The sequence below is a fragment of the Phosphitispora sp. TUW77 genome (assembly GCF_048453025.1).
Classification (GTDB): domain Bacteria; phylum Bacillota; class Thermincolia; order Thermincolales; family UBA2595; genus Phosphitispora.
Genome location: NZ_CP156677.1, coordinates 306,945 through 325,575, shown reverse-complemented (window position 1 = coordinate 325,575; position 18,631 = coordinate 306,945). Strand labels below are relative to the sequence as shown.

Sequence of the window (18,631 nt, the reverse complement as noted above, 5' to 3'; positions counted from 1 at the left end):
CCTTTTGTCGCATTACATAAGTCATTATTATGAAATTTCGATGGAAACAGCATGGGCAATACTCGGTATACTCTCTTTTTGCTGGTAGGATAGCGGTGACAGCAAGGCCCCGGTAGCAACAACCAAAATCCTTTTTAATTTACCTTTTTGCATTTGCTTCATAAAATGTCCATAAGTAACTGTAGCCGAACAAGCACAGCCACTGCCACCGGCAAATACAGGCTGATCTTCTTTATATATCAGAATCCCGCAATCAGTAAATATTTCCGGCGGTATTGTGATTTCGTGCTTCTTTAAAAGATCAGCTGCTATTCTATGTCCAACATAACCTAAATCTCCTGTTGCAATCAGGTCATAATACCGGGGGTCCCTTTTCAAATCCCTGAAATGGGCCTGAATTGTATCAACTGCTGCAGGTGCCATGGCAGTACCCATGTTAAAAGGGTCCGAAATGCCCATATCTATCACTCTGCCAATAGTGGCTGAAGTTATCCGGGGTCCTTGTGCAGCCCCAGACACCACTGCAGCCCCTGCCCCTGTTACAGTCCACTGTGCCGTGGGGGGCTTCTGTCCGCCATATTCACTGGGGTACCTGAACTGTTTTTCTGCTGCCACATTATGGCTTGATGCTGCTGCCAAAACATTTTCTGCTGCTCCGGTATGAATAAGTAATGCGGCCAAGGCAAGGCCCAGCATGGAAGTTGAACACGCGCCAAATATGCCTAAATACGGCATCCCCAGCGAACGTGCCGCGAAACTGCTGGAAATAATCTGATCCATTAAATCCCCGCTAAGAAGAAACTGAATGTCTTCTTTTTTCATTCCCGCTTTATCGATAGCTTTTTCACAAGCCTGTTCCAGCAGTTTTTTCTCTGCTTTTTCAAAACTATCCTGTCCCAACCAAACATCATCATAAAGAATATCAAAATCGTCAGCCAAAGCCCCTTTTGCCTCAAACGGGCCCCCAACAGCAGCTGAAGAGCGTATCACCGGCTTAGAATCAAATACCCAGCTTTGATGGCCTTTCAGCATCATATTCCCCCCAAGGCCTGAATTGTTATTTTTATCAGAACAACGAAAAAAGCTGAAACAACCCCGTAAACAATTACTGACCCGGCCAGCTTGAACATGTTTCCACCAACACCCAGGACATACCCCTCAGTACGATGTTCAATAGCTGCTGATGCTACACTATTAGCAAACCCGGTCACTGGAACAGCAGTTCCGGCACCGGCCCACTGGGCAATATGGTCATAAACTCCCAGGCCGGTTAATAAAACCGAAATCATTATTAAAACTGCAACTGTCGGATTGCCTGCAGTAATCTCAGTAAATCCAAAATACTTCACAAACATCCATTGCAGCCCCTGACCTATACTGCATATAATCCCCCCGGCAATAAAAGCCCTTACAGAATTTAATAATATCGGTCGATTGGGCACCAGTACTTTGGTAAACTTTTTATATTCTTGTTGTGTTAGCGTAAGTTTTTTTATTTTAAAATTAGACATAATTTACTTCCTCTCATCTTAGAAGGTATGTTTCAATTTTTTCCATTAATAGTTTTAACTTATTGGCATTTTTTAAATACATATCCTTAGCCTGCATATCCTTTGTATCCAAAGCAAAACTTAAAAGGTCGGCCTGACATTTTTCAATGTTTGCATAAAGAAGTTCTTTCACTTTTGGTTGCGGAACCTGGATATTATCATCAAAAAGGTCGACATAAATATCCCCTGAGCCGTCTACCTGAGCAATAAAAACATTATCCAGAGATACTCCAAAATTATCAAGTTGAACTTTTAACCATTCCCGGTTAAATCCTATATTAGAAAGTGCCTCATTAAGAATGTTACCGTCAAAAATGACCGTCTGGGGTTCCGGCTGAGGAGATACAGGGTGACCAATATCATGAGGAGTTACCGGTTTTTTTTCGGACTTAAGCAGTACATTTATTTCCCCTGTTGTTTCCATCACGGCAAATTCGACATCAGCCAGGTTAAACACATTCTTGGAACGAAGGTCTCGCAAAAGTTCTTCCCCAGTATACCTAACCTGAAGTAAGGTTTCTTCCATAAACTTACCGTCTTTCATTAGAATGGCTGCCTTACCGTTAATCAAGTCATGAATCCACTTGCTTTTTAAAGACAGATAATCCATTGCAATAGAAAAAAAAACCCAAACGCCTAAAGAGACTAAGCCTAATGATATATCTATCATATCAATAGAGATTAATGCCGAAACAACGGCAATAACCATATAATTAACAAAATTGAAGGGATTTACTTTTGAAAGCTGTCTTTTCCCCATAATCCTTATTAGAAACAAGACACAAAAAAATAAAACCCCAGACCTAAGTAGTATTTCAACCCACTCCTTCATCTAGTCCCCCTCTTATAATCCACCATATTCCGGTTCTTCAAATTCCAGTGTCTTTAACCTTTTCCCAAGGTCATCGGCAACTTCACCGGCAACTCTTACCCCCTCCTGATAAACAGACACTGCTTTTTCATCCTGAGATTGAACAGCATAAATTTCCAATGTGCTTTTGATCCCCTTTAAAGCAGCTATGGTCTGTTTCACCTTCGAAGCAACGGTCATAGTGAACCTCCATTTATTGACGTAATAAATCCTTAACTATATAGCACACTTTTAGAATGCCCTCAAGTTTTCCGGAGTATGTGAACAGTAATTTTTCATATACAGGTAATCTTTAGTGGATTGCAAAAAACAACTGAGTGGAAATCTAGTGAGTTATTACACTGGTTTTCCGCCCCTTCCTTCAAGTTGCATCCCAATTTTACAGGAGCAGACACCCCAACATTTGACATTGAGCCACTAAAAATGCTGCCGGGTTCGTCCGGCAGCATTCTAAGTTTTATGTATGAATTTACATCAGCGGGTCCATTGTTAGTGCAGGGTGTCCTTTTTCCTCCAAGAATGGAAGAATCTCTTCACCTGATACACCTATAGTTTCGTCAGCAATCTTGTCTACAAAGTCACGACCGAGTCCATCTTCTTCAGCTCTCTCCTCGAGAATTTCACGGAGTTGTTCTTTAAGCGCTTTCGGCATCCATACCAGACGTCCTAAACCACCGTCAGCCTTAATGAATTTGCGGGAACCAAAGTATGCCTTACCTATTCCCATAAATCCTGGCATTTGAGCACCACCGCCACAAGTACCGGCCAGGGTTGAGAAGTTCATCCCACAGGGAGTCATGCCGGAATGTTCACGGTTAACAACCATGAAACCATTAGCTTCCGGAACCATTGTCATGATAACTTCAAAACATCCACAAGATGTCATGGGTTTATCCATAATGGTATAGAAATTAACCGCTTCTACAGTTCTTTGGGAGTTCTGGTAAATAAACTCATTAAAGGATTTCCACTGACCATTAACCTCATCAATAATTTCACCCTTCGGTATGGGAACATTGGCACCATGTGGATTAATTTCATAGGCTGCCTTGGCATCCAGCCAGGATACAGCGCCACACAGACCCACCCGTTCAGGGGCAACCACACATACATGTGTTGGGGCAAATGACTGGCAAAGGGTACAGGAATAGAATTCTTCAACACCTTCATCAGTAAGCTCGCGGAGACGTGCATCACGCGCGTTATACTTCTCACGGGCAAACTCACGGCGTTTGATTACTTCTTCCTCATCTGTGATGAGTTCTATTTCTACCCGATCAACAATTGCCGGGAACTCAGCCTTGAACTTGGCATAAAGCAATCTTCCCAAGTGCTCCATGCGGAAGCCTTTAGCATATGCATCCTTGGTAAACCGCAGCCAGTTCAAATCACGCTGGGCAACGTGCCAGATACCTTCACCATAGTTAGTGAAATAGTGAATCCGGCGCTCCAACACTGGCTCAAAATCTAACTGCATCTTGCGCCCATAGGCCTTGACATGGATTCCGAGTGGCATCCTGCCGCCATCTTCACCCAATGAATCAATATCAGGGCCAATTAGAGTAATCTTACCATCCTCAATGTCGTCTCCCACCATCTCGACCAATTCGAAGCCAGGAGTACGTCCTCCGCCAAACTCGCAGAACATATCTCCCTTACGAACAGTCTCACCCTCAAATGCAGGACCATGGTTAATGGGAATATCAATATCAATATTGGTAAGCTTAATACCACGTACTTCAAGAGCAACCTGAACAATCTTGTCATAATCAGGCTCGGAAATAAACCAGTCAGGAATCTGCTCATCTTCAGCCATAGGTTGGTCAGTGATTACCGGGAAACCGGTCCAAATGGCACCGGCACAAGCAGCATCCTTAACAAAATCATGCTCACCCAAGTAGAGAATGAAAGCAAGCACACGACGACGCTGGTAATCTCTCTGGGCATCCCTAGAGCCGGCCTTGATACCGCCGAACATCATCCCAGCCCGGAGAGCATAGTTAGCAGCATGAACAACCTGAGTAAAGTTACCCAGCGGGAAGGCAATATAATCAACACCAATCTTGACGTTTTCTTCCAGCAATTGTTCAATTATCTCATCACAAAGGAAAAGCATCAGACCTTTACCCATCATCTCAGCAACAATCTTAGCCGCCAATTTGCTGTTCTTGGCACGGCCTACGATTACAGCCTCACCGGGAATAGTCCAGTCCACCATCTTGATACCATAAGAACGAACAACCGGGTCTCCAAGAAAACCTGTCCAGGGAGCAACATGGAGCGGATTTTCGGGTGTGTGATCAATATACCTGATTACCTCGATGATATCTGCGGCATACCAGGTTGATTCACCGTTTAAGCGATATTGTTCAAATGTCAATGCCTCTGTTATCTGGTTGCGCATTGTGTTTAAAACAGGAACCATATCACCCAGTGTCCTTACTTCTACACCGCTCATGCAGCGGATAATGGGAACAAAGTAAGCGGTATCAGGATATCCAACGGCTTTAGCCTTTCCATGCTTCTGAATTGCCCGGTTTAAGAGAATTTCTGCATAACTGACTGCGGTAATGGCACCTTTATATGCCCTTCTAAACATTTTAACAGGCTCCTTGCCTTCCATCGCCTTTTCCGCATCTGCATATATCTGATCAAAGTTGAGTACTTCCGACATTGTTGTTCCTCCCTTCGAATTTAGGAATATAAATTAATAGTTCTGGCATAAATCGGTTTCAAATTTATCTGAAGTCTTCTTGTGAACACCGAGCTTCCATGCACGGTACTCCAATGCGCTGAGCAGTTTTTGAGCTGCTATTTTGTGGTCAACTTCAAAGATGAAGTAACCGCCATATACGTCTCCGGCAATCTGGGTAACAATACTGTAGAAGAGGTCACTGCCCTCAACCGGAGGGAGAACACCGACATGAACCGGCATACCAACAGTTACACACCAGGAGCCGATGGAAACTGCTTTACCTGACATGGCTTCAGGAGCTGAAGCAACCCAGGGCACCTTTGGAGTATCTACTCCCAATTCATTTGCCATATCCATCAGGAGGTCCGAACAACGGGTGTTATCAACACAGGAACCCATATGGAATATCGCAGGCAGATTTTCTTTGGCTTTACCGTCAAACTGTGACAGGAATGCCTTCAGACCATCACCACAGAGAGAATCCCGGTTGGCAGGGTCCATCAAACCAGCTTTGGCATGGGATTGGGCGGAACAACCTGTAGCTATAATAAATACATCATTTTTAAGTAACTCTTTGGCAATTTCATTATGGTTTTCATTCTGTTTGTTTTTCAGGTTTTCACATCCGGCCATAAGGGCAACACCTTTGATCTGACCGGACTGAATTGCATCTGTCAGAACCTTGACAGGGTTATCAGGATTTACAGTTGCAAATATGTCATAAATCGCTTCCAAACTGAAACCGGCAACGACTTTGTTTTTTACTTGTGGAATATAGACTCTTGATTTATCACGCTCTTTAAAATTGTCAATAGCAATCCGGACAATTTCCTGAGCGTCCTTTACAGCAGTTTCAACATTAAATGGAATATGCATTGTACCCGGAAGCTTTACTATTGCCTGTGTAGTAATAATCTTGGTGTGGAAACACTTGGCCGCTGTTGTCAGTCCCGGCATGATGCACTGAACATCGACAACCATGGCATCAATAGCGCCCGTAGTAATAGCAAGTTCCTGGGAACTAAAGGAAGTGGCAATAGGAACACCCTGGCGCATCAATACTTCGTTACCGGTACAGCAAATACCGGACAACTGTATGCCGGCAGCCCCGGCTTCCTTAGCCTCACCTTCCAGTTCACGGGCAGCTGCAACAATCATTTCACTCAAAAGCGGGTTATGACCGTGCAGGATAATATTTACCTTGTCTTTATCAATAACACCAAGGTTGGCTTCAGAAACAACCGGTTCCGGGGTACCAAAGAGAATATCTGAAAAATCTGTAGCAATATGCATACCTGTATAATCAGCCATAGCGGCCCTCAAGGCACTGAAAGTAATATTGACAGGGTCATTGTCCTGCCCAACATGAGCCTGTGCCAGCAGGTCAGCCATCGCTGATTGAATGCCGTTTGGGGTTATATTACAATCATCAAGCTTCCTTTTCCTGCCTTCAGTAATAGTAGAGGTACACCAAACACACTCACCCATATCGGTAAGAATTTCGAAATCTCTAAGCGCCAGCTTGGCAAGTTCCTTAGCTAACTCCGTATCAGACTTGCCTTCTAATGTAATACCAACCTTCTGACAAACTTTATGAAGTTTTTTGGCATCCGTAATTTTATAATCAGGAGCTTTTCCCTCTGCCATTTCTAGAACCGTATGTGCCATATGCCGCCCGTGCTCACAGTGTGCTGCACAGCCTGTTAAAAGCATAGTACCGGTGCTCCGGGCAGCAATTGTCCAGGCATCGGCACCACAAATACCTTTACTCTTAGGCCCGGTATCAGCAGTTACACGGCATGGTCCCATCATACAAAATCTGCAGCAGGTTCCTTTATATCCAAACTGGCATTGGGGCTGTTGCGCAACGGCACGGTCAAAAGCAGTAATTATGCCGTATTCCTGTGCCTTATCAATCATCTCAAGAGCGGCTGGATCAGAAGAACGCTTAACATTCTTAGGTTCAAACACTCTAGGTGCATCTGACGGTTTGCAAGTGTGGTTTGGGTCTTTAAATCTTGGCATAACTTAACCCTCCTTAAAATAATGTAATTCTCAAATTAGTTCAAATTAGTTCAAATTAGTTCTGATTAATTTTAAATTATAAGTTTCCTCTCCCAAAAGGAAATCTCACATCAGGACATCTGAACGGATGCCCTCAATACCACCACCTCCTGCAGTAATTTTTTGATAAACCTTTATGTAACAGAATTGGTTTACTGGTTATCAATTCTTTAGCTAAAGGGTTAGAAACAACGAGATAAAAAGATAAAATGAAAAAGCGAAGAAATGCAGGAGGATGATATTGCTCAGATTTTTCTGAATTGTTAAATTATTGCATTTTTGCCTTTCTCTGGTTTTTTATGCAAAAACCAATTATATATTTTCTTATAATAACCCAAATTTAGGTTTTAGTCAAACAATATTTTCTATATTATGAGAAGAAATTTAGTAATTTTTAAAATAGATTCTTAAAATTGCACAAAGAATAAGGTTTTGCCAGGTCATCCTTCAGCAAAACCTTTTTAAAATATTTTGTAATAATCATACTATCCCAAAACATATGAAAATGCATTAAACAAATAACCCATAACTATAATCCCCACTGAAACTATAATAAAAAATACTGCCAGAAGTGTTGGTTTAACCACTTTTTTCAGCATAATCAAGGAAGGCAGAGATAAAGCCGTAACTGCCATCATAAATGACATTACTGTTCCGACTCCTACCCCTTTGGCCAATAATGCTTCTGCTATCGGCAAAGTGCCAAAGATATCGGCATACATTGGAATGCCTATTATGGTTGCAAGGATGACTGAAAATGGGTTATTTGCCCCAACCACATTTTCAATGACTGACTGTGGAATCCAGTTGTGAATTACGGCTCCTATCCCAACACCAACCAAAACATATAACCATACTCTTTTAATAATCTCCTTGACTTGGTCGGCGGCAAAAGTTATTCTTTCACCACGTGTTTTTTCAAGTACTACGGAATCAATGTTTTCTATTTCCCTGACATAACCTTCCACATATTTTTCGAGACCCAGCTTGTCAATAAGTGTTCCGCCGGCAACTGCCAAAACTAAGCCGACGATGACATATGCCAGGGCAATTTTAACTCCGAAAAATGACATCAACATCAGTATTGATGCTAAATCAACCAAAGGTGAGGATATCAGGAATGAAAAAGTTATCCCTAAAGGCAGACCTGCCGAGGTAAAACCGATAAATATCGGTATACTGGAACAGCTTCAGAATGGGGTAATTGTTCCCAATAATGCTCCAAGAATATTACCTTTGATACCTCCAATCCTGCCCAGAATTTTTTTGGTCCGTTCAGGCGGAAAGTAACTTTGGATGTACGAGATCCCAAAGATAAGCACTGTCAATAGAATGAAAATTTTTATGGTATCATAGATAAAGAACTGGAGGCTCCCTCCAAGCTTCTCCTGGACAGACAGGCCAAACACCTTTTCCACCAAAAGACTTACGGATTCTGAGAGCCATTTCATTCTAAGAAGTTGGTCATTAAGCCAACTAAATATCTGAGTTATTGTCTGCATAATATTTCACCACTCAATCTATTATCGGATAATATACCTCGTCTCAATTAACTTGTTTTTGCGGCTTTTGTAATAACTTCTGTAAGCTTTGCTTTAGAAGGCACACTACCTGATAATTTAACCTGGCCGTCAATAACCAGGGCAGGGGTTGACATAACACCAAAAGACATAATTTCCTTCATATCTTTTACATGTGTGACGCTGGCATCCAGATTCTGTTCAGCCAACACATTAATCACCATTTGCTCTAGTTTATTACAGTTAGCACACCCTGAACCCAATACTTTAATATCCAAGCTAATCACCTCCTTTTATTTTTCTGTACTCTCTCGGAAATTCGAGATTCTTTATATTCAAGGCTTTAGTGCCTTGGACTTTTTGTTTTTTCTCCCACGATAGGCTCCGGAAATGACCGTGATATATGGTGAGGTATTGTGCAAGATTTTCCTTGCACTGCCGCTGTGAGAAATCTTAGCAAAGTTCCGCTAAGCGAAGCCAAAGACCGGAGCTATGGATGGCGCAGCCGCCATTGAGGCAAGGAGCCGAATTGGCGGTTTAGTCTATAGCTTCGCCAGGAACAAGGTTAGATTGCTCCAGCACAAGTGTGGAAAATTGGTACAATGCCTCATCATATTTCATCTCTGGTAATTTCCGAGAGCCTACTTTTCACTTTCTTGCTTAATAAGTTTAAAGTCTCGTTAACCTGGCAAACAAGTATCTCTTCCACCAAATCCAATATTTCAAAAACCTGAGGGTAGTTTACGGAATAGATAACTTTCAAACCCTCTTTCCGGCTTCCCAAAATATTTTGTTTACGCAAAATTGACAGGTGCTGAGACATGTTTGACTGCTCAATATCCAAGACTTCAGTAAATTCACAAACACATTTTTCTCCATCTATTAAATGCTTTAATATCTTTACCCTGGTAGGATGAGCAAGGGCCTTAAAAAAATCAGCTTCCATTCCAAACAGCCTTTCGTCCAATACTCTCACTCCTAACTCTGGATTCTTAACTCTATCTGTGGATTAGAACATTGCTGTTATATTATTTGATTATGTTATTCATTATATTATGATTTATATTATATTATAATTTTATAATATAATTATATTTGTTTGCTCTTCCAAAGTCAACCTCAGATTTATTCAGAAGGGGAAAAAACAAAAAGTTCGGGTCTTTGACAGTTGCAAAAGTAAAAATCTCCGAAAGCCTTGATACAGGCTTATTTTTTTATCTTTTTTTCTTTTTTATATAGCGCACTTCCTCGCACTGTGTTATAATATAAGGGGAGGCGATGTCTATTATGAGACTGAAGGTAACCAAATCTAAGAATTCAGCTTCACTTTATGTAATTAAATCTGTCTATAACAGTAAAACTCAGTCAAATTCTTCCGTAATTGTTGAGAAGCTTGGAACCGAGGCAGAACTCAGAAAAAAATTAAATGGACAAGACCCTTATGAATGGGCAAAAAACTACATCGCTGAATTAAACCAAAAGGAAAAGGAACACAAACGAGATGTTATTGTTAAGTATTACCAATCCAAGTTGATTGATAGAGATAAACAACGTTCCTTTAACGGCGGTTATCTCTTCTTGCAACAACTTTATCATCAATTAGGTCTACACAGGATTTGCAAAGAAATCTCTAACAACTATAAGTTTACCTTTAATCTGGACTTTATTCTTTCAAGATTGATTTACGGCAGAATCTTATTCCCCTCGTCAAAACTTAATACCTATCAGGAATCAAAACGTTTATTGGAACAACCTAACTTCGAATTGCAGCATGTGTATAGAGCCTTAGAGGTAATTTCCAAAGAAATGGATTTTATACAATCTGAGCTTTACAAAAACAGCTTGTCTATTTCAAAGCGAAATGACCGTATTCTTTATTATGACTGCACAAATTACTTTTTTGAAATCGAACAGGAGGACGGTCTTAAACAATACGGTTTTGCCAAAGATCACAAACCAAACCCGATTGTTGAGATGGGCTTATTTATGGACGGAGATGGGATTCCTCTTGCTTTTAGTATTCATAGCGGCAATACCAATGAGCAAACGACCCTCAGACCTTTGGAAGAAAAAATCCTCAAAGACTTTGAACTATCAAAGTTTATTGTCTGCACAGATGCCGGACTTTCATCAACGGAAAATCGTAAATTCAACAATAAAAAAAACCGGGCATTCATTACAACCCAGTCTACCAAAAAGTTGAAAAAACATCTAAGAGAGTGGGCACTTGACCCTTCTGGATGGCGTCTTTCGGGCATCAACAAAACCTTTGACATTGGAATGCTCGCTCAGGATGAATTAACCTATGAAAAATACAAAGCCGAAACCTTTTTTAAGGAACGTTGGATTAAGGAAGATGGACTTGAGCAAAAACTTATTGTCACCTTTTCTTTAAAATATCGGGATTACCAGAGGCAGATAAGGAATAGACAGCTGGAACGTGCCATCAAACTAATTCAAACCAAGCCATCAGACATCAAGAAAAAAAGCCAAAATGACTTTAAACGTTTCATATCTCCCACCAACATTACAAATGATGGCGAAATAGCGGACAAAGTAATTTACAGCTTAAATGAACAAGCTATTGCTAATGAAGAAATGTTTGATGGATTTTATACAATATGCACAAACTTGGATGATGATGCTTCCACCATCACAAAGATCAATAACAGACGTTGGGAGATTGAAGAATCCTTTAGATTGATGAAAAGTGAGTTCAAAGCCAGACCTGTTTACTTAAGTAGAGATGACAGGATACAAGCACATTTCACTACCTGTTTTCTCGCATTGACCCTTTTTAGATATCTTGAAAAAAAACTTGGAGAACAATTTACGAGCCACAATATCATTACCGAATTAAGAGAAATGAACTTTTACTCGATTCCTGCCGAAGGCTATATACCTACCTATACCAGAACGGATTTTACAGATGCACTACATGAGGCATTCGGTTTTAGAACGGATTATCAAATTGTCAGTACAAAACTGATGAAAAAAATTTATAAAGACACTAAACTTTAAAAAAGTACGCACTTTTTCAAATATTAAAAAAGCTTGAAACGCCCTATTTATAAGGTGTTCCAAGCTTTTTGCGTCTCACAACTGTCAAAGACAGGAATATAATTATATTTGTTTGCTCTTCCAAAGTCAACCTCAGATTTATTCAGAAGGGGAAAAAACAAAAAGTTCAAGGAGAACCCCCTTGAACATAACACCAGAAACTAAATATTAAAATACCATCCGACATATTTATTTATGCTTTCACATCGGTATCTTCCATACGTTCAAACACCAGCGCACCTAACATACATTTTGAACATCCACTAGGTGCTTTATCAGATTCAACGATATGTCCGCAAACCCTGCACCGCCATTTTGCCATTATATCACTCCTTAAATTTCTAATTTTGTAATTAATTATATCATATTATAAACCCAAGTCATATATGTTTGTTTACTATAGTGTGCCTGTTGGCATAAGAAAAACGCCACCTTAGACAGGGGCGTTCCGCGTTATGTAAACAAGAAAAATTTGAAGCCTCTTATTAACACATTGCCACGGTACCGTTTTTTGACCTGCATCTATCGTTCATGGTGCAAAAATCGCAATTAGTTTTTCCGTTGAGGTCTGGCAAATCTTTTCCAATTCCAACTACCATAGCAATAGATTTAAATGGAATAATTAAATTGGATTCTGTTAGCTCAATACCAATGCGCTCCGGCCTGAGAATCTTAAAAATAGTCTTCATGTCTTCTCTATGAGTCCAATACGAGTGTCCCGGTCTAAGGGGAAAGGTGGTCTTAAAACCTTTATCATGATACTGTTTTTGAATTTTTTCGATTGTAGAATACGCGCTGATTACAGAATAAGCTGTGCCAACAGGGTCGCAAACAAAGGCTTCCATTCTTTTCCCGGCTTTTTTATATTCTGCGGCCCGGTCTTCTATTGCAATACCAATGGTCGAAATGAATAATAACACCTTTTCCGCAGTATTGGCAACTTTAACTAATAATTCACTGTTTAATGTGTGACCGTCTTCAAGAATTAATTGGTTCTCCCCAACACTTTTTACCGCAATTTCACACAACACAGCAGTTGGGGAAATTAAGTCCTTGGCTTCTTCCATTATTTTATGGTGCATATCAATAACCTTTTGACTGGGGGAGCGTTTGCTGTAATCGGCAGCTTGGGCTTGAAATACATCTTCCAAGGTTATCTCAGGCAATTCAAGTTTCAATATTTCCGAATCTGTCATTATCTCACATCCTTATAAGATTTCATGCTAACTAATAATTTTTGTAGCATTGTCTTTGACCTCATTAATTATTTTAACAAATTTTTTCTGTTTATCAACATCAAATAATTTAATAAAGGTTTGTGGCTTGTCAAATGGGGGTCTGGTAAGTTCAGCCACATTTTTGACATAGCCGTTCTGTTCAATGTAATCAATCACTTTATTGACAAATACAATTTGATTTGCATTGAGATGAGAAATCCTGCATAGGACTATAATCAATTCAGCTATTCTTTATTTGGGATGGTGTTTTATATTTCTGATTTTATGGATTAGGGGAAGTTGGTCTTTACGTGCCTTGTTGAAGATATTCACTAATCATAATAGTCGCTTATGTCACAATAGGATGCCATATCAGAGCGGTACTCTGCTTCCATTTCAGCCTTCCATTCATTATGCACCGACATCATCGTATTTACAGCACTTAAAAATGATGCTAATTCACCAAAGAAATTATTTACATTATCAATATCAAATTTCTTCTTTCGCTTGAAATGTAGGTCAAGGTGCTTATTTGTAGGATATCTAAATTTGTCTGAACTTCCATCCACATTGTGAAGTTGATTAATATATTTTTCGACATTTGTCACAGTGATATCATCTTCCGGTGCATTAGCATGTTCTTTAATTTCATCTTTAATCAAATTCCATAAACTTAGAATACTATGCTTCTTCTTGTTAAGGTGCTTGATTGCTTCTTGAAAATTAAAAGAACACTCTTCAAATAACGTTTCTTTTAAAGATAATTCTATTGCGTTTCTATATAAATAACACATTGGGATAAATAATGTGTCTTTTAAACTTTTATTTTCGCAGATTTTCTCATGAAAATATTCCCCTGACTCAGTGTATGCTTTAACATATGGGTAAAATTTTTTAAAACTAAATTTATAACCTACAACACATTGACCATAATAACCTCCACCTTCTTCGAGAAAAATTGGTTTATATTTCTTGTAATAAATACAGGACCCAAATTTCTCTTGATAAAGCGAGTCCAATAATTCAAAAGCAATTTCCATCTTATTTGCAAATGCCACTAAGTTAATATGTGTTTGTTCATCAAATATAAGTTTTATCGAATACTTTTTCTGCACTTCAAATAAAAGGTCTTTTTTCTCAACAGAAATCCCAAAAGGATATCTAAAAGAGTCAGATTGTTTGTCCATTGCATTAATATCATTAAAATAAGAGACAAGCCAAGTATATGCATCATTATCCTTATCTATTAGACTTTGAATAAAAGGTGTAATTGTCTCCAATATTAGTGATAAATTGTGAAATGTCTCTTTAACAAATGCTTTTCTTGGTTCCAGGTTAACTATATATTTAAAACCAATCGTTTTTAAAATCAACTCAATACTATGTCTATATAAGTAAGCTACCGGGAAAAAATAAGTATCTAGTTTGCTAATATCAGTATCATCTAAAAGATACTGTGTAAGTATATGTGCGGAATCTTTGAACTTCAAAGCATATTCATAAAATTCCTCATCAAGTTTACTCCTATTTTTAATTTCAATAATTTCACCACTATTAATTCGGTAAAAATCCGCATTAGAAATTGGCCATTTCATGTCTATATATTTCATCCTTCCGAGTAGATAAGTCAAGGGGCATATCACTACAAAACAAATATATGCAGGCCCTTCCCTATCAATTTATTCTGGAAATATAATTTTCAACTTTGATTTAAATCCGCAATATCAGAAACATTGTTCTTTACTTAATCAATTGCATGTTTCTGTGGCTCTTCGTCAATTGTTGGTATAGTTTCATAAATCGTTTCCTCAATGTTGGGGATCTCAAAAATCATTGGTACAGTAGACCTAAATGCCTTGCCCATTGCAATTGCTGTTCTAAATTTTAACTTAGGTAATACACTAAGAAAGTCATTCCCCATATAATTAGACAGAAAGTCACTGCTTGTTTTATCAAGTTGTTGGAAAGAAATTATTGAATTACATTGAGTGAGAACTGTTTTTGAAACATTTGCAGTTCTCTGTGCAATAACGATAAATCCAATATTATATTTTCTTCCTTGTAACGCAATCTGTGCAATGCTATTAACCGTCGCCTTTGAAGCAAAATCGGATACACCCATTGAATTAAGCTCTGGCACTATTGTATGGGCTTCTTCTAAAACAACACAAACTCTTTTATTAAAGTTGCTTTTGGTTTTTGCTATTTTGAATAACACCCAAAAGAACCACTTAGTGTATTCGAGAATATCGGAGTTGTTAGAAATATCCGGTAGCTCAAAAATAGCCTTGTTTTTATCGCTTTCTAAAAATACCTTTATTGAATTGTAGAACGCCTGTTTAATAATTTTTTCGTTATTCTTGATAGTCTCCTTATTCTGCTGATTTGCAAATTTTGCTTTTTCAATTGCAATATCTTCAATTGCTTTGAATGAAACTTCTGCATCTTTATTTGAGATGATAGGCTCAATATTCTTGAATCGTGTTTTATATTCTCCTGTTAAGTCTACGATTATCACTTTTGTAGTATCGGTAGAAATTTGGTCAATTAATTTTCTCGTAAAAACAGATTTGCCAGATCCTGTTACGCCCAAAACCGCCATATGGTGTGTTATAGCAGTTTCCTTATTGATGATACAGGATAATTAGTGCCGGGAATATAGCCAATATTATACTCGTTATCTGTAACCTTTGGTTCTGAAATGCTGGATGCCAAATAAATTGGAGTGTTAATACTTGGAACCCATCCAAATTGTTCAAATCGCCCTATTTCAACACTCCACTCGCCCAGTTGAATTGCTTCACCTACAATAAAGCTCGACTCATTCTTTTTTTCAAGTTGTTCAACCTTTGCAATACCTTGCACAATTTGATACAAAATCTTATGCTTGCCAATAGATAATTCAATCAATTGTCCTTCGCTTATTTCAACTTTTGAGTTATAAATAAACTTAATCTTTTCTATCAAAGAGTTCTCCGACACTATTCCAATAAATCTTTTCAAGTAGTCAGAATCTTGCGGTGGTGTAATTTTATAGACAACATCGGCATCACATTTTTCTAAATCGCTTGTAAACAGAGAATTAATTTCTTGAGTACATAAGACTTTAATCCATTGTTCTTGGTTGAGTAAATACACATCCAACACTAATCCCTTTCGTTTTCCCTTGTCAATAGAGTATTCAAATTCTACAAAGTCAAAGACGCTCGTTGGTGTTTTTCTATCTTCACCCAGCTTGACTAAAAAAGTGTTATTTGATTGCACTCCAAAAATTGTACCAATAGCATTTTCATTTACTTTATTATTTTTTTTTCTATTAAATAATTCTTCGATAGTAGCTGCTAAAGAAGGAATGTTAAGAATCATAAAGATAATCCAAAACCAAAGCAAAGCGTTGAATTCGGATGAACTCATAGTATATTGACGAATGCCACCCCATAAGAAAAACGCAGAGAAAATGACTTCAGGCTTTCCAATTTCCCGATTTAATCGTGAGACAAATTGTACCACTTTATGTTCCTCTTTCAGTTTATCCTTACGAATCCACATCAGAATATAGCTGCTTACCACGAGGTAGAAAACAAAACTAAGAAATATCCAAAAAATATAATCTCGTCCATCCTTAGGCACTAAGAGTAAAGATAGTGCAGCAGTAATACCATTCACAAAAATATTTGAGTCCTTTGAAAAATGAGGTTGATCAATTAATGATAACATTACCAACAAAAGCAATCCTGCTGTAAACCAAAAATCATTTATCGCAAAGGAAAAATCTCGATTTATAAACCATCCAACCGTCAATAATGTGACAATGGATAATATCATCAAAGTCAACCTATATTTTTTGCTCATTTTACACCTCTTTTTAATGATATTTAGCTTCTACTATTAAGCCTACATTCTGTTCATTCCAATTTCCCATTATAGACATTACCGCCCTATTTAACTTACTTTAAGTCCAACAAAAAAGGGCAACCTAAACAATTTGCGGTTGTCCCCCAATTCCCCCATACATTATGTTTAAATTTCCCAGCTATGAATATTATAAGATATTTTACCACTTCTTGTCTATATGTGCGTTCTTTTTTCTTCCGGACACCTCATTTGCATCATTGACCTGCCTTACTTTTTCCAGCCACATTTCCCGGCAGGCGATTACCGCACCACCAAAAAAGCAGCCCCCTAAATAGTTGGCTGCTTTGCCTGTAATCCTTTTGACCGCTCTTTTGGCGGTAGTTGTACCTAACCAGGCAATGGCCTGCCTCTGCCTGGTTAGGCCGTGACATACTAATAGGTGAAACTTACATTGAATGCCTTTTTTTCTTCCCTGGATAAACGAATATGAGTTGAATACGTATTGTTTTTCTTATCCTCTTCCAAAGCCCTTGTAATAATTTTTGCCACTACCGCAGCTTCCTTGCTGTACTCTTCTGAAGAAAAAATTTCAGCAGCTTTTATAAATGCATCGACCTTATTAATTACAGCCATATTAAGCCACCCCTTTTATACAATCTAAAATGTTGCATTTCTCATGCATTTTTAAAAGATTCTCTTGAATTATCATTTCAATCTTACAATGATTTAAAAAGTAAAGATTCCTTCTGTAATGTTCTTTGTTTTTAACAGAAATCCCCATTGTTATTACGGGTTGTGTATTTACATAAAAATTATCAAACACAACAGTTATATAATCTTCCCAAATATGGTCATTACACGCCGTAATGTGAAAATCAGCATTCAAACTTTTTATTACCGACCTTTTCATTCTTCCTGCTTCGTGTATCATCCCTTTACTGCTGCATATAGGTGTAAGAGGTTGATTTACCGGAGAAGAACCCACAGAAGCAACCAATTTCACATAGTTATTATCTTCATCCAGGTACCTAAAATGAGTTCTAACATTTGTATTTGAATCAAATAAATATAAAGAAGTATAATTACAAATTGCAAGTAAGTAACCTTTCAAATAAGCAAAATCCTCTTCTCTTCTACCCGGATATTTATCTAGGAATTGTTCTGTCAGCTTATTTAGTTCTTTAACATAATTAGCAAGGTTAAATGTGAATTCAGGCAAGACATTTAGAAAAGAATTATCAATAGAAACCGTTTTATTATAGGGTAATTCTATATATGTGCCTGTGGCAGCTACCTCTTTAGCTCTTTCCATCTGTTCTTCAATGAACCGTTCTTTATCTAATATTGCTTTCTCCTTAGCCTCCAACTCCAATCGTTTTGCTTCCAATTCATAAATATTTAATTGCTTATCAATTTCATTCCGTCTACTCGCGTAATATTCTTCTAATGTATTTTTACGACCCAATATAATGTCCATAGGGCGTAATTTATATTGAAAGTCCTGTTTATTCAAACGCCAACATAGAAACAAAAAAATGGCAATCCCACAAACAATCATTGAAAAAACATAACAAACAAATAAAGGCAAACGGTTTTGTGTTATTTTTAGAGTATTCATTATCGAATGAAAAGATGCTATAAATCCTCCACCACCGCCAATTGAGAATATCCATTTCCATTGGCTGTCCATTTGAAAAAGCAAAATACAAAATACTAGTCCAAAAACAGCCCCTAACATCATGAAGAGTATGTATCCCAACTTTGAACCTCCGAAAAAGGTTTTGAATATCATAACCTTT

17 protein-coding genes and 1 pseudogene are annotated in these 18,631 nt (G+C 38.2%); 1 reads left to right on the top strand and 17 read right to left on the bottom strand.

Annotated elements, in window-relative coordinates:
* Nucleotides 1-27 precede the first annotated feature (27 nt).
* The 9 genes and pseudogenes from spoVAD to ABFY19_RS01560 form a co-directional block, all read right to left on the bottom strand.
* Nucleotides 28-1,032, bottom strand: coding sequence for a stage V sporulation protein AD (gene spoVAD, locus ABFY19_RS01600; protein WP_418791524.1), 1,005 nt, complete (start codon nucleotides 1,030-1,032; stop codon nucleotides 28-30).
* Nucleotides 1,032-1,511: a stage V sporulation protein AC gene (spoVAC, locus tag ABFY19_RS01595; protein ID WP_418791523.1), complete on the bottom strand. Its 480-nt coding sequence runs from the start codon at nucleotides 1,509-1,511 to the stop codon at nucleotides 1,032-1,034. Before spoVAC ends, spoVAD begins: the two co-directional genes overlap by 1 nt.
* 13 nt (nucleotides 1,512-1,524) lie before the next feature.
* Nucleotides 1,525-2,382: a DUF421 domain-containing protein gene (locus ABFY19_RS01590; protein ID WP_418791522.1), complete on the bottom strand. Its 858-nt coding sequence runs from the start codon at nucleotides 2,380-2,382 to the stop codon at nucleotides 1,525-1,527.
* Nucleotides 2,383-2,394: 12 nt separating this feature from the next.
* The gene (locus ABFY19_RS01585; protein WP_418791521.1) at nucleotides 2,395-2,601 is read right to left on the bottom strand and encodes a DUF1657 domain-containing protein; all 207 of its coding nucleotides are present in this window, start codon (nucleotides 2,599-2,601) and stop codon (nucleotides 2,395-2,397) included.
* Nucleotides 2,602-2,890: 289 nt separating this feature from the next.
* The gene (acsB, locus tag ABFY19_RS01580) at nucleotides 2,891-5,095 is read right to left on the bottom strand and encodes an acetyl-CoA decarbonylase/synthase complex subunit alpha/beta (protein ID WP_418791520.1); all 2,205 of its coding nucleotides are present in this window, start codon (nucleotides 5,093-5,095) and stop codon (nucleotides 2,891-2,893) included.
* A 33-nt stretch (nucleotides 5,096-5,128) separates the two neighbouring features.
* Nucleotides 5,129-7,141, bottom strand: coding sequence for an anaerobic carbon-monoxide dehydrogenase catalytic subunit (gene cooS / locus ABFY19_RS01575; protein ID WP_418791519.1), 2,013 nt, complete (start codon nucleotides 7,139-7,141; stop codon nucleotides 5,129-5,131).
* 524 nt (nucleotides 7,142-7,665) lie between these two features.
* A pseudogene (locus ABFY19_RS01570) lies at nucleotides 7,666-8,682 on the bottom strand (permease).
* Nucleotides 8,683-8,729: 47 nt separating this feature from the next.
* Nucleotides 8,730-8,987, bottom strand: a complete 258-nt coding sequence (locus tag ABFY19_RS01565) for a thioredoxin family protein (RefSeq protein ID WP_418791518.1) — start codon at nucleotides 8,985-8,987, stop codon at nucleotides 8,730-8,732.
* Nucleotides 8,988-9,310: 323 nt separating this feature from the next.
* On the bottom strand, nucleotides 9,311-9,667 hold the full coding sequence (locus tag ABFY19_RS01560; protein WP_418791517.1) for an ArsR/SmtB family transcription factor: 357 nt from the start codon (nucleotides 9,665-9,667) through the stop codon (nucleotides 9,311-9,313).
* A gap of 320 nt (nucleotides 9,668-9,987) precedes the next feature.
* On the opposite strand from ABFY19_RS01560, the gene ABFY19_RS01555 reads away from it, so the two are divergent.
* Nucleotides 9,988-11,721 (top strand): IS1634 family transposase, encoded by a 1,734-nt coding sequence (locus ABFY19_RS01555; protein ID WP_418790735.1) that lies wholly within the window; start codon nucleotides 9,988-9,990, stop codon nucleotides 11,719-11,721.
* A 232-nt stretch (nucleotides 11,722-11,953) separates the two neighbouring features.
* Here ABFY19_RS01555 and ABFY19_RS01550 read toward each other — a convergent pair whose 3' ends face one another.
* The 8 genes from ABFY19_RS01550 to ABFY19_RS01515 all read right to left on the bottom strand — a co-directional run bounded on the left by ABFY19_RS01550 (nucleotide 11,954) and on the right by ABFY19_RS01515 (nucleotide 18,591).
* Nucleotides 11,954-12,082 (bottom strand): rubredoxin-like domain-containing protein, encoded by a 129-nt coding sequence (locus ABFY19_RS01550; protein WP_418791516.1) that lies wholly within the window; start codon nucleotides 12,080-12,082, stop codon nucleotides 11,954-11,956.
* Nucleotides 12,083-12,245: 163 nt separating this feature from the next.
* Nucleotides 12,246-12,956: a Vitamin B12 dependent methionine synthase activation subunit gene (locus tag ABFY19_RS01545; protein WP_418791515.1), complete on the bottom strand. Its 711-nt coding sequence runs from the start codon at nucleotides 12,954-12,956 to the stop codon at nucleotides 12,246-12,248.
* 27 nt (nucleotides 12,957-12,983) lie between these two features.
* Nucleotides 12,984-13,217: a type I restriction-modification enzyme R subunit C-terminal domain-containing protein gene (locus ABFY19_RS01540; RefSeq protein ID WP_418791514.1), complete on the bottom strand. Its 234-nt coding sequence runs from the start codon at nucleotides 13,215-13,217 to the stop codon at nucleotides 12,984-12,986.
* 92 nt (nucleotides 13,218-13,309) lie between these two features.
* Nucleotides 13,310-14,572: a hypothetical protein gene (locus tag ABFY19_RS01535; protein ID WP_418791513.1), complete on the bottom strand. Its 1,263-nt coding sequence runs from the start codon at nucleotides 14,570-14,572 to the stop codon at nucleotides 13,310-13,312.
* Nucleotides 14,573-14,721: 149 nt separating this feature from the next.
* Entirely contained in the window at nucleotides 14,722-15,579 is an 858-nt protein-coding gene (locus ABFY19_RS01530; protein ID WP_418791512.1) for an ATP-binding protein, read from the bottom strand.
* A gap of 8 nt (nucleotides 15,580-15,587) precedes the next feature.
* Nucleotides 15,588-16,829, bottom strand: a complete 1,242-nt coding sequence (locus ABFY19_RS01525) for a hypothetical protein (RefSeq protein ID WP_418791511.1) — start codon at nucleotides 16,827-16,829, stop codon at nucleotides 15,588-15,590.
* 435 nt (nucleotides 16,830-17,264) lie between these two features.
* A complete protein-coding gene (locus ABFY19_RS01520) occupies nucleotides 17,265-17,465 on the bottom strand; it encodes a hypothetical protein (RefSeq protein WP_418791510.1) in 201 nt (66 codons plus the stop codon).
* Nucleotide 17,466: 1 nt separating this feature from the next.
* Nucleotides 17,467-18,591, bottom strand: a complete 1,125-nt coding sequence (locus tag ABFY19_RS01515; RefSeq protein ID WP_418791509.1) for a hypothetical protein — start codon at nucleotides 18,589-18,591, stop codon at nucleotides 17,467-17,469.
* Nucleotides 18,592-18,631 lie beyond the last annotated feature (40 nt).

Coding starts and splice junctions, on each gene's coding strand:
- spoVAD (WP_418791524.1), bottom strand. CDS start 1,032: ATGCTGAAAGGCCATCAAAGCTGGGTATTTGATTCTAAGCCGGTGATA.
- spoVAC (WP_418791523.1), bottom strand. CDS start 1,511: ATGTCTAATTTTAAAATAAAAAAACTTACGCTAACACAACAAGAATAT.
- ABFY19_RS01590 (WP_418791522.1), bottom strand. CDS start 2,382: ATGAAGGAGTGGGTTGAAATACTACTTAGGTCTGGGGTTTTATTTTTT.
- ABFY19_RS01585 (WP_418791521.1), bottom strand. CDS start 2,601: ATGACCGTTGCTTCGAAGGTGAAACAGACCATAGCTGCTTTAAAGGGG.
- acsB (WP_418791520.1), bottom strand. CDS start 5,095: ATGTCGGAAGTACTCAACTTTGATCAGATATATGCAGATGCGGAAAAG.
- cooS (WP_418791519.1), bottom strand. CDS start 7,141: ATGCCAAGATTTAAAGACCCAAACCACACTTGCAAACCGTCAGATGCA.
- ABFY19_RS01555 (WP_418790735.1), top strand. CDS start 9,988: ATGAGACTGAAGGTAACCAAATCTAAGAATTCAGCTTCACTTTATGTA.
- ABFY19_RS01550 (WP_418791516.1), bottom strand. CDS start 12,082: ATGGCAAAATGGCGGTGCAGGGTTTGCGGACATATCGTTGAATCTGAT.
- ABFY19_RS01545 (WP_418791515.1), bottom strand. CDS start 12,956: ATGACAGATTCGGAAATATTGAAACTTGAATTGCCTGAGATAACCTTG.
- ABFY19_RS01535 (WP_418791513.1), bottom strand. CDS start 14,572: ATGAAATGGCCAATTTCTAATGCGGATTTTTACCGAATTAATAGTGGT.
- ABFY19_RS01530 (WP_418791512.1), bottom strand. CDS start 15,579: ATGGCGGTTTTGGGCGTAACAGGATCTGGCAAATCTGTTTTTACGAGA.
- ABFY19_RS01525 (WP_418791511.1), bottom strand. CDS start 16,829: ATGAGCAAAAAATATAGGTTGACTTTGATGATATTATCCATTGTCACA.
- ABFY19_RS01520 (WP_418791510.1), bottom strand. CDS start 17,465: ATGGCTGTAATTAATAAGGTCGATGCATTTATAAAAGCTGCTGAAATT.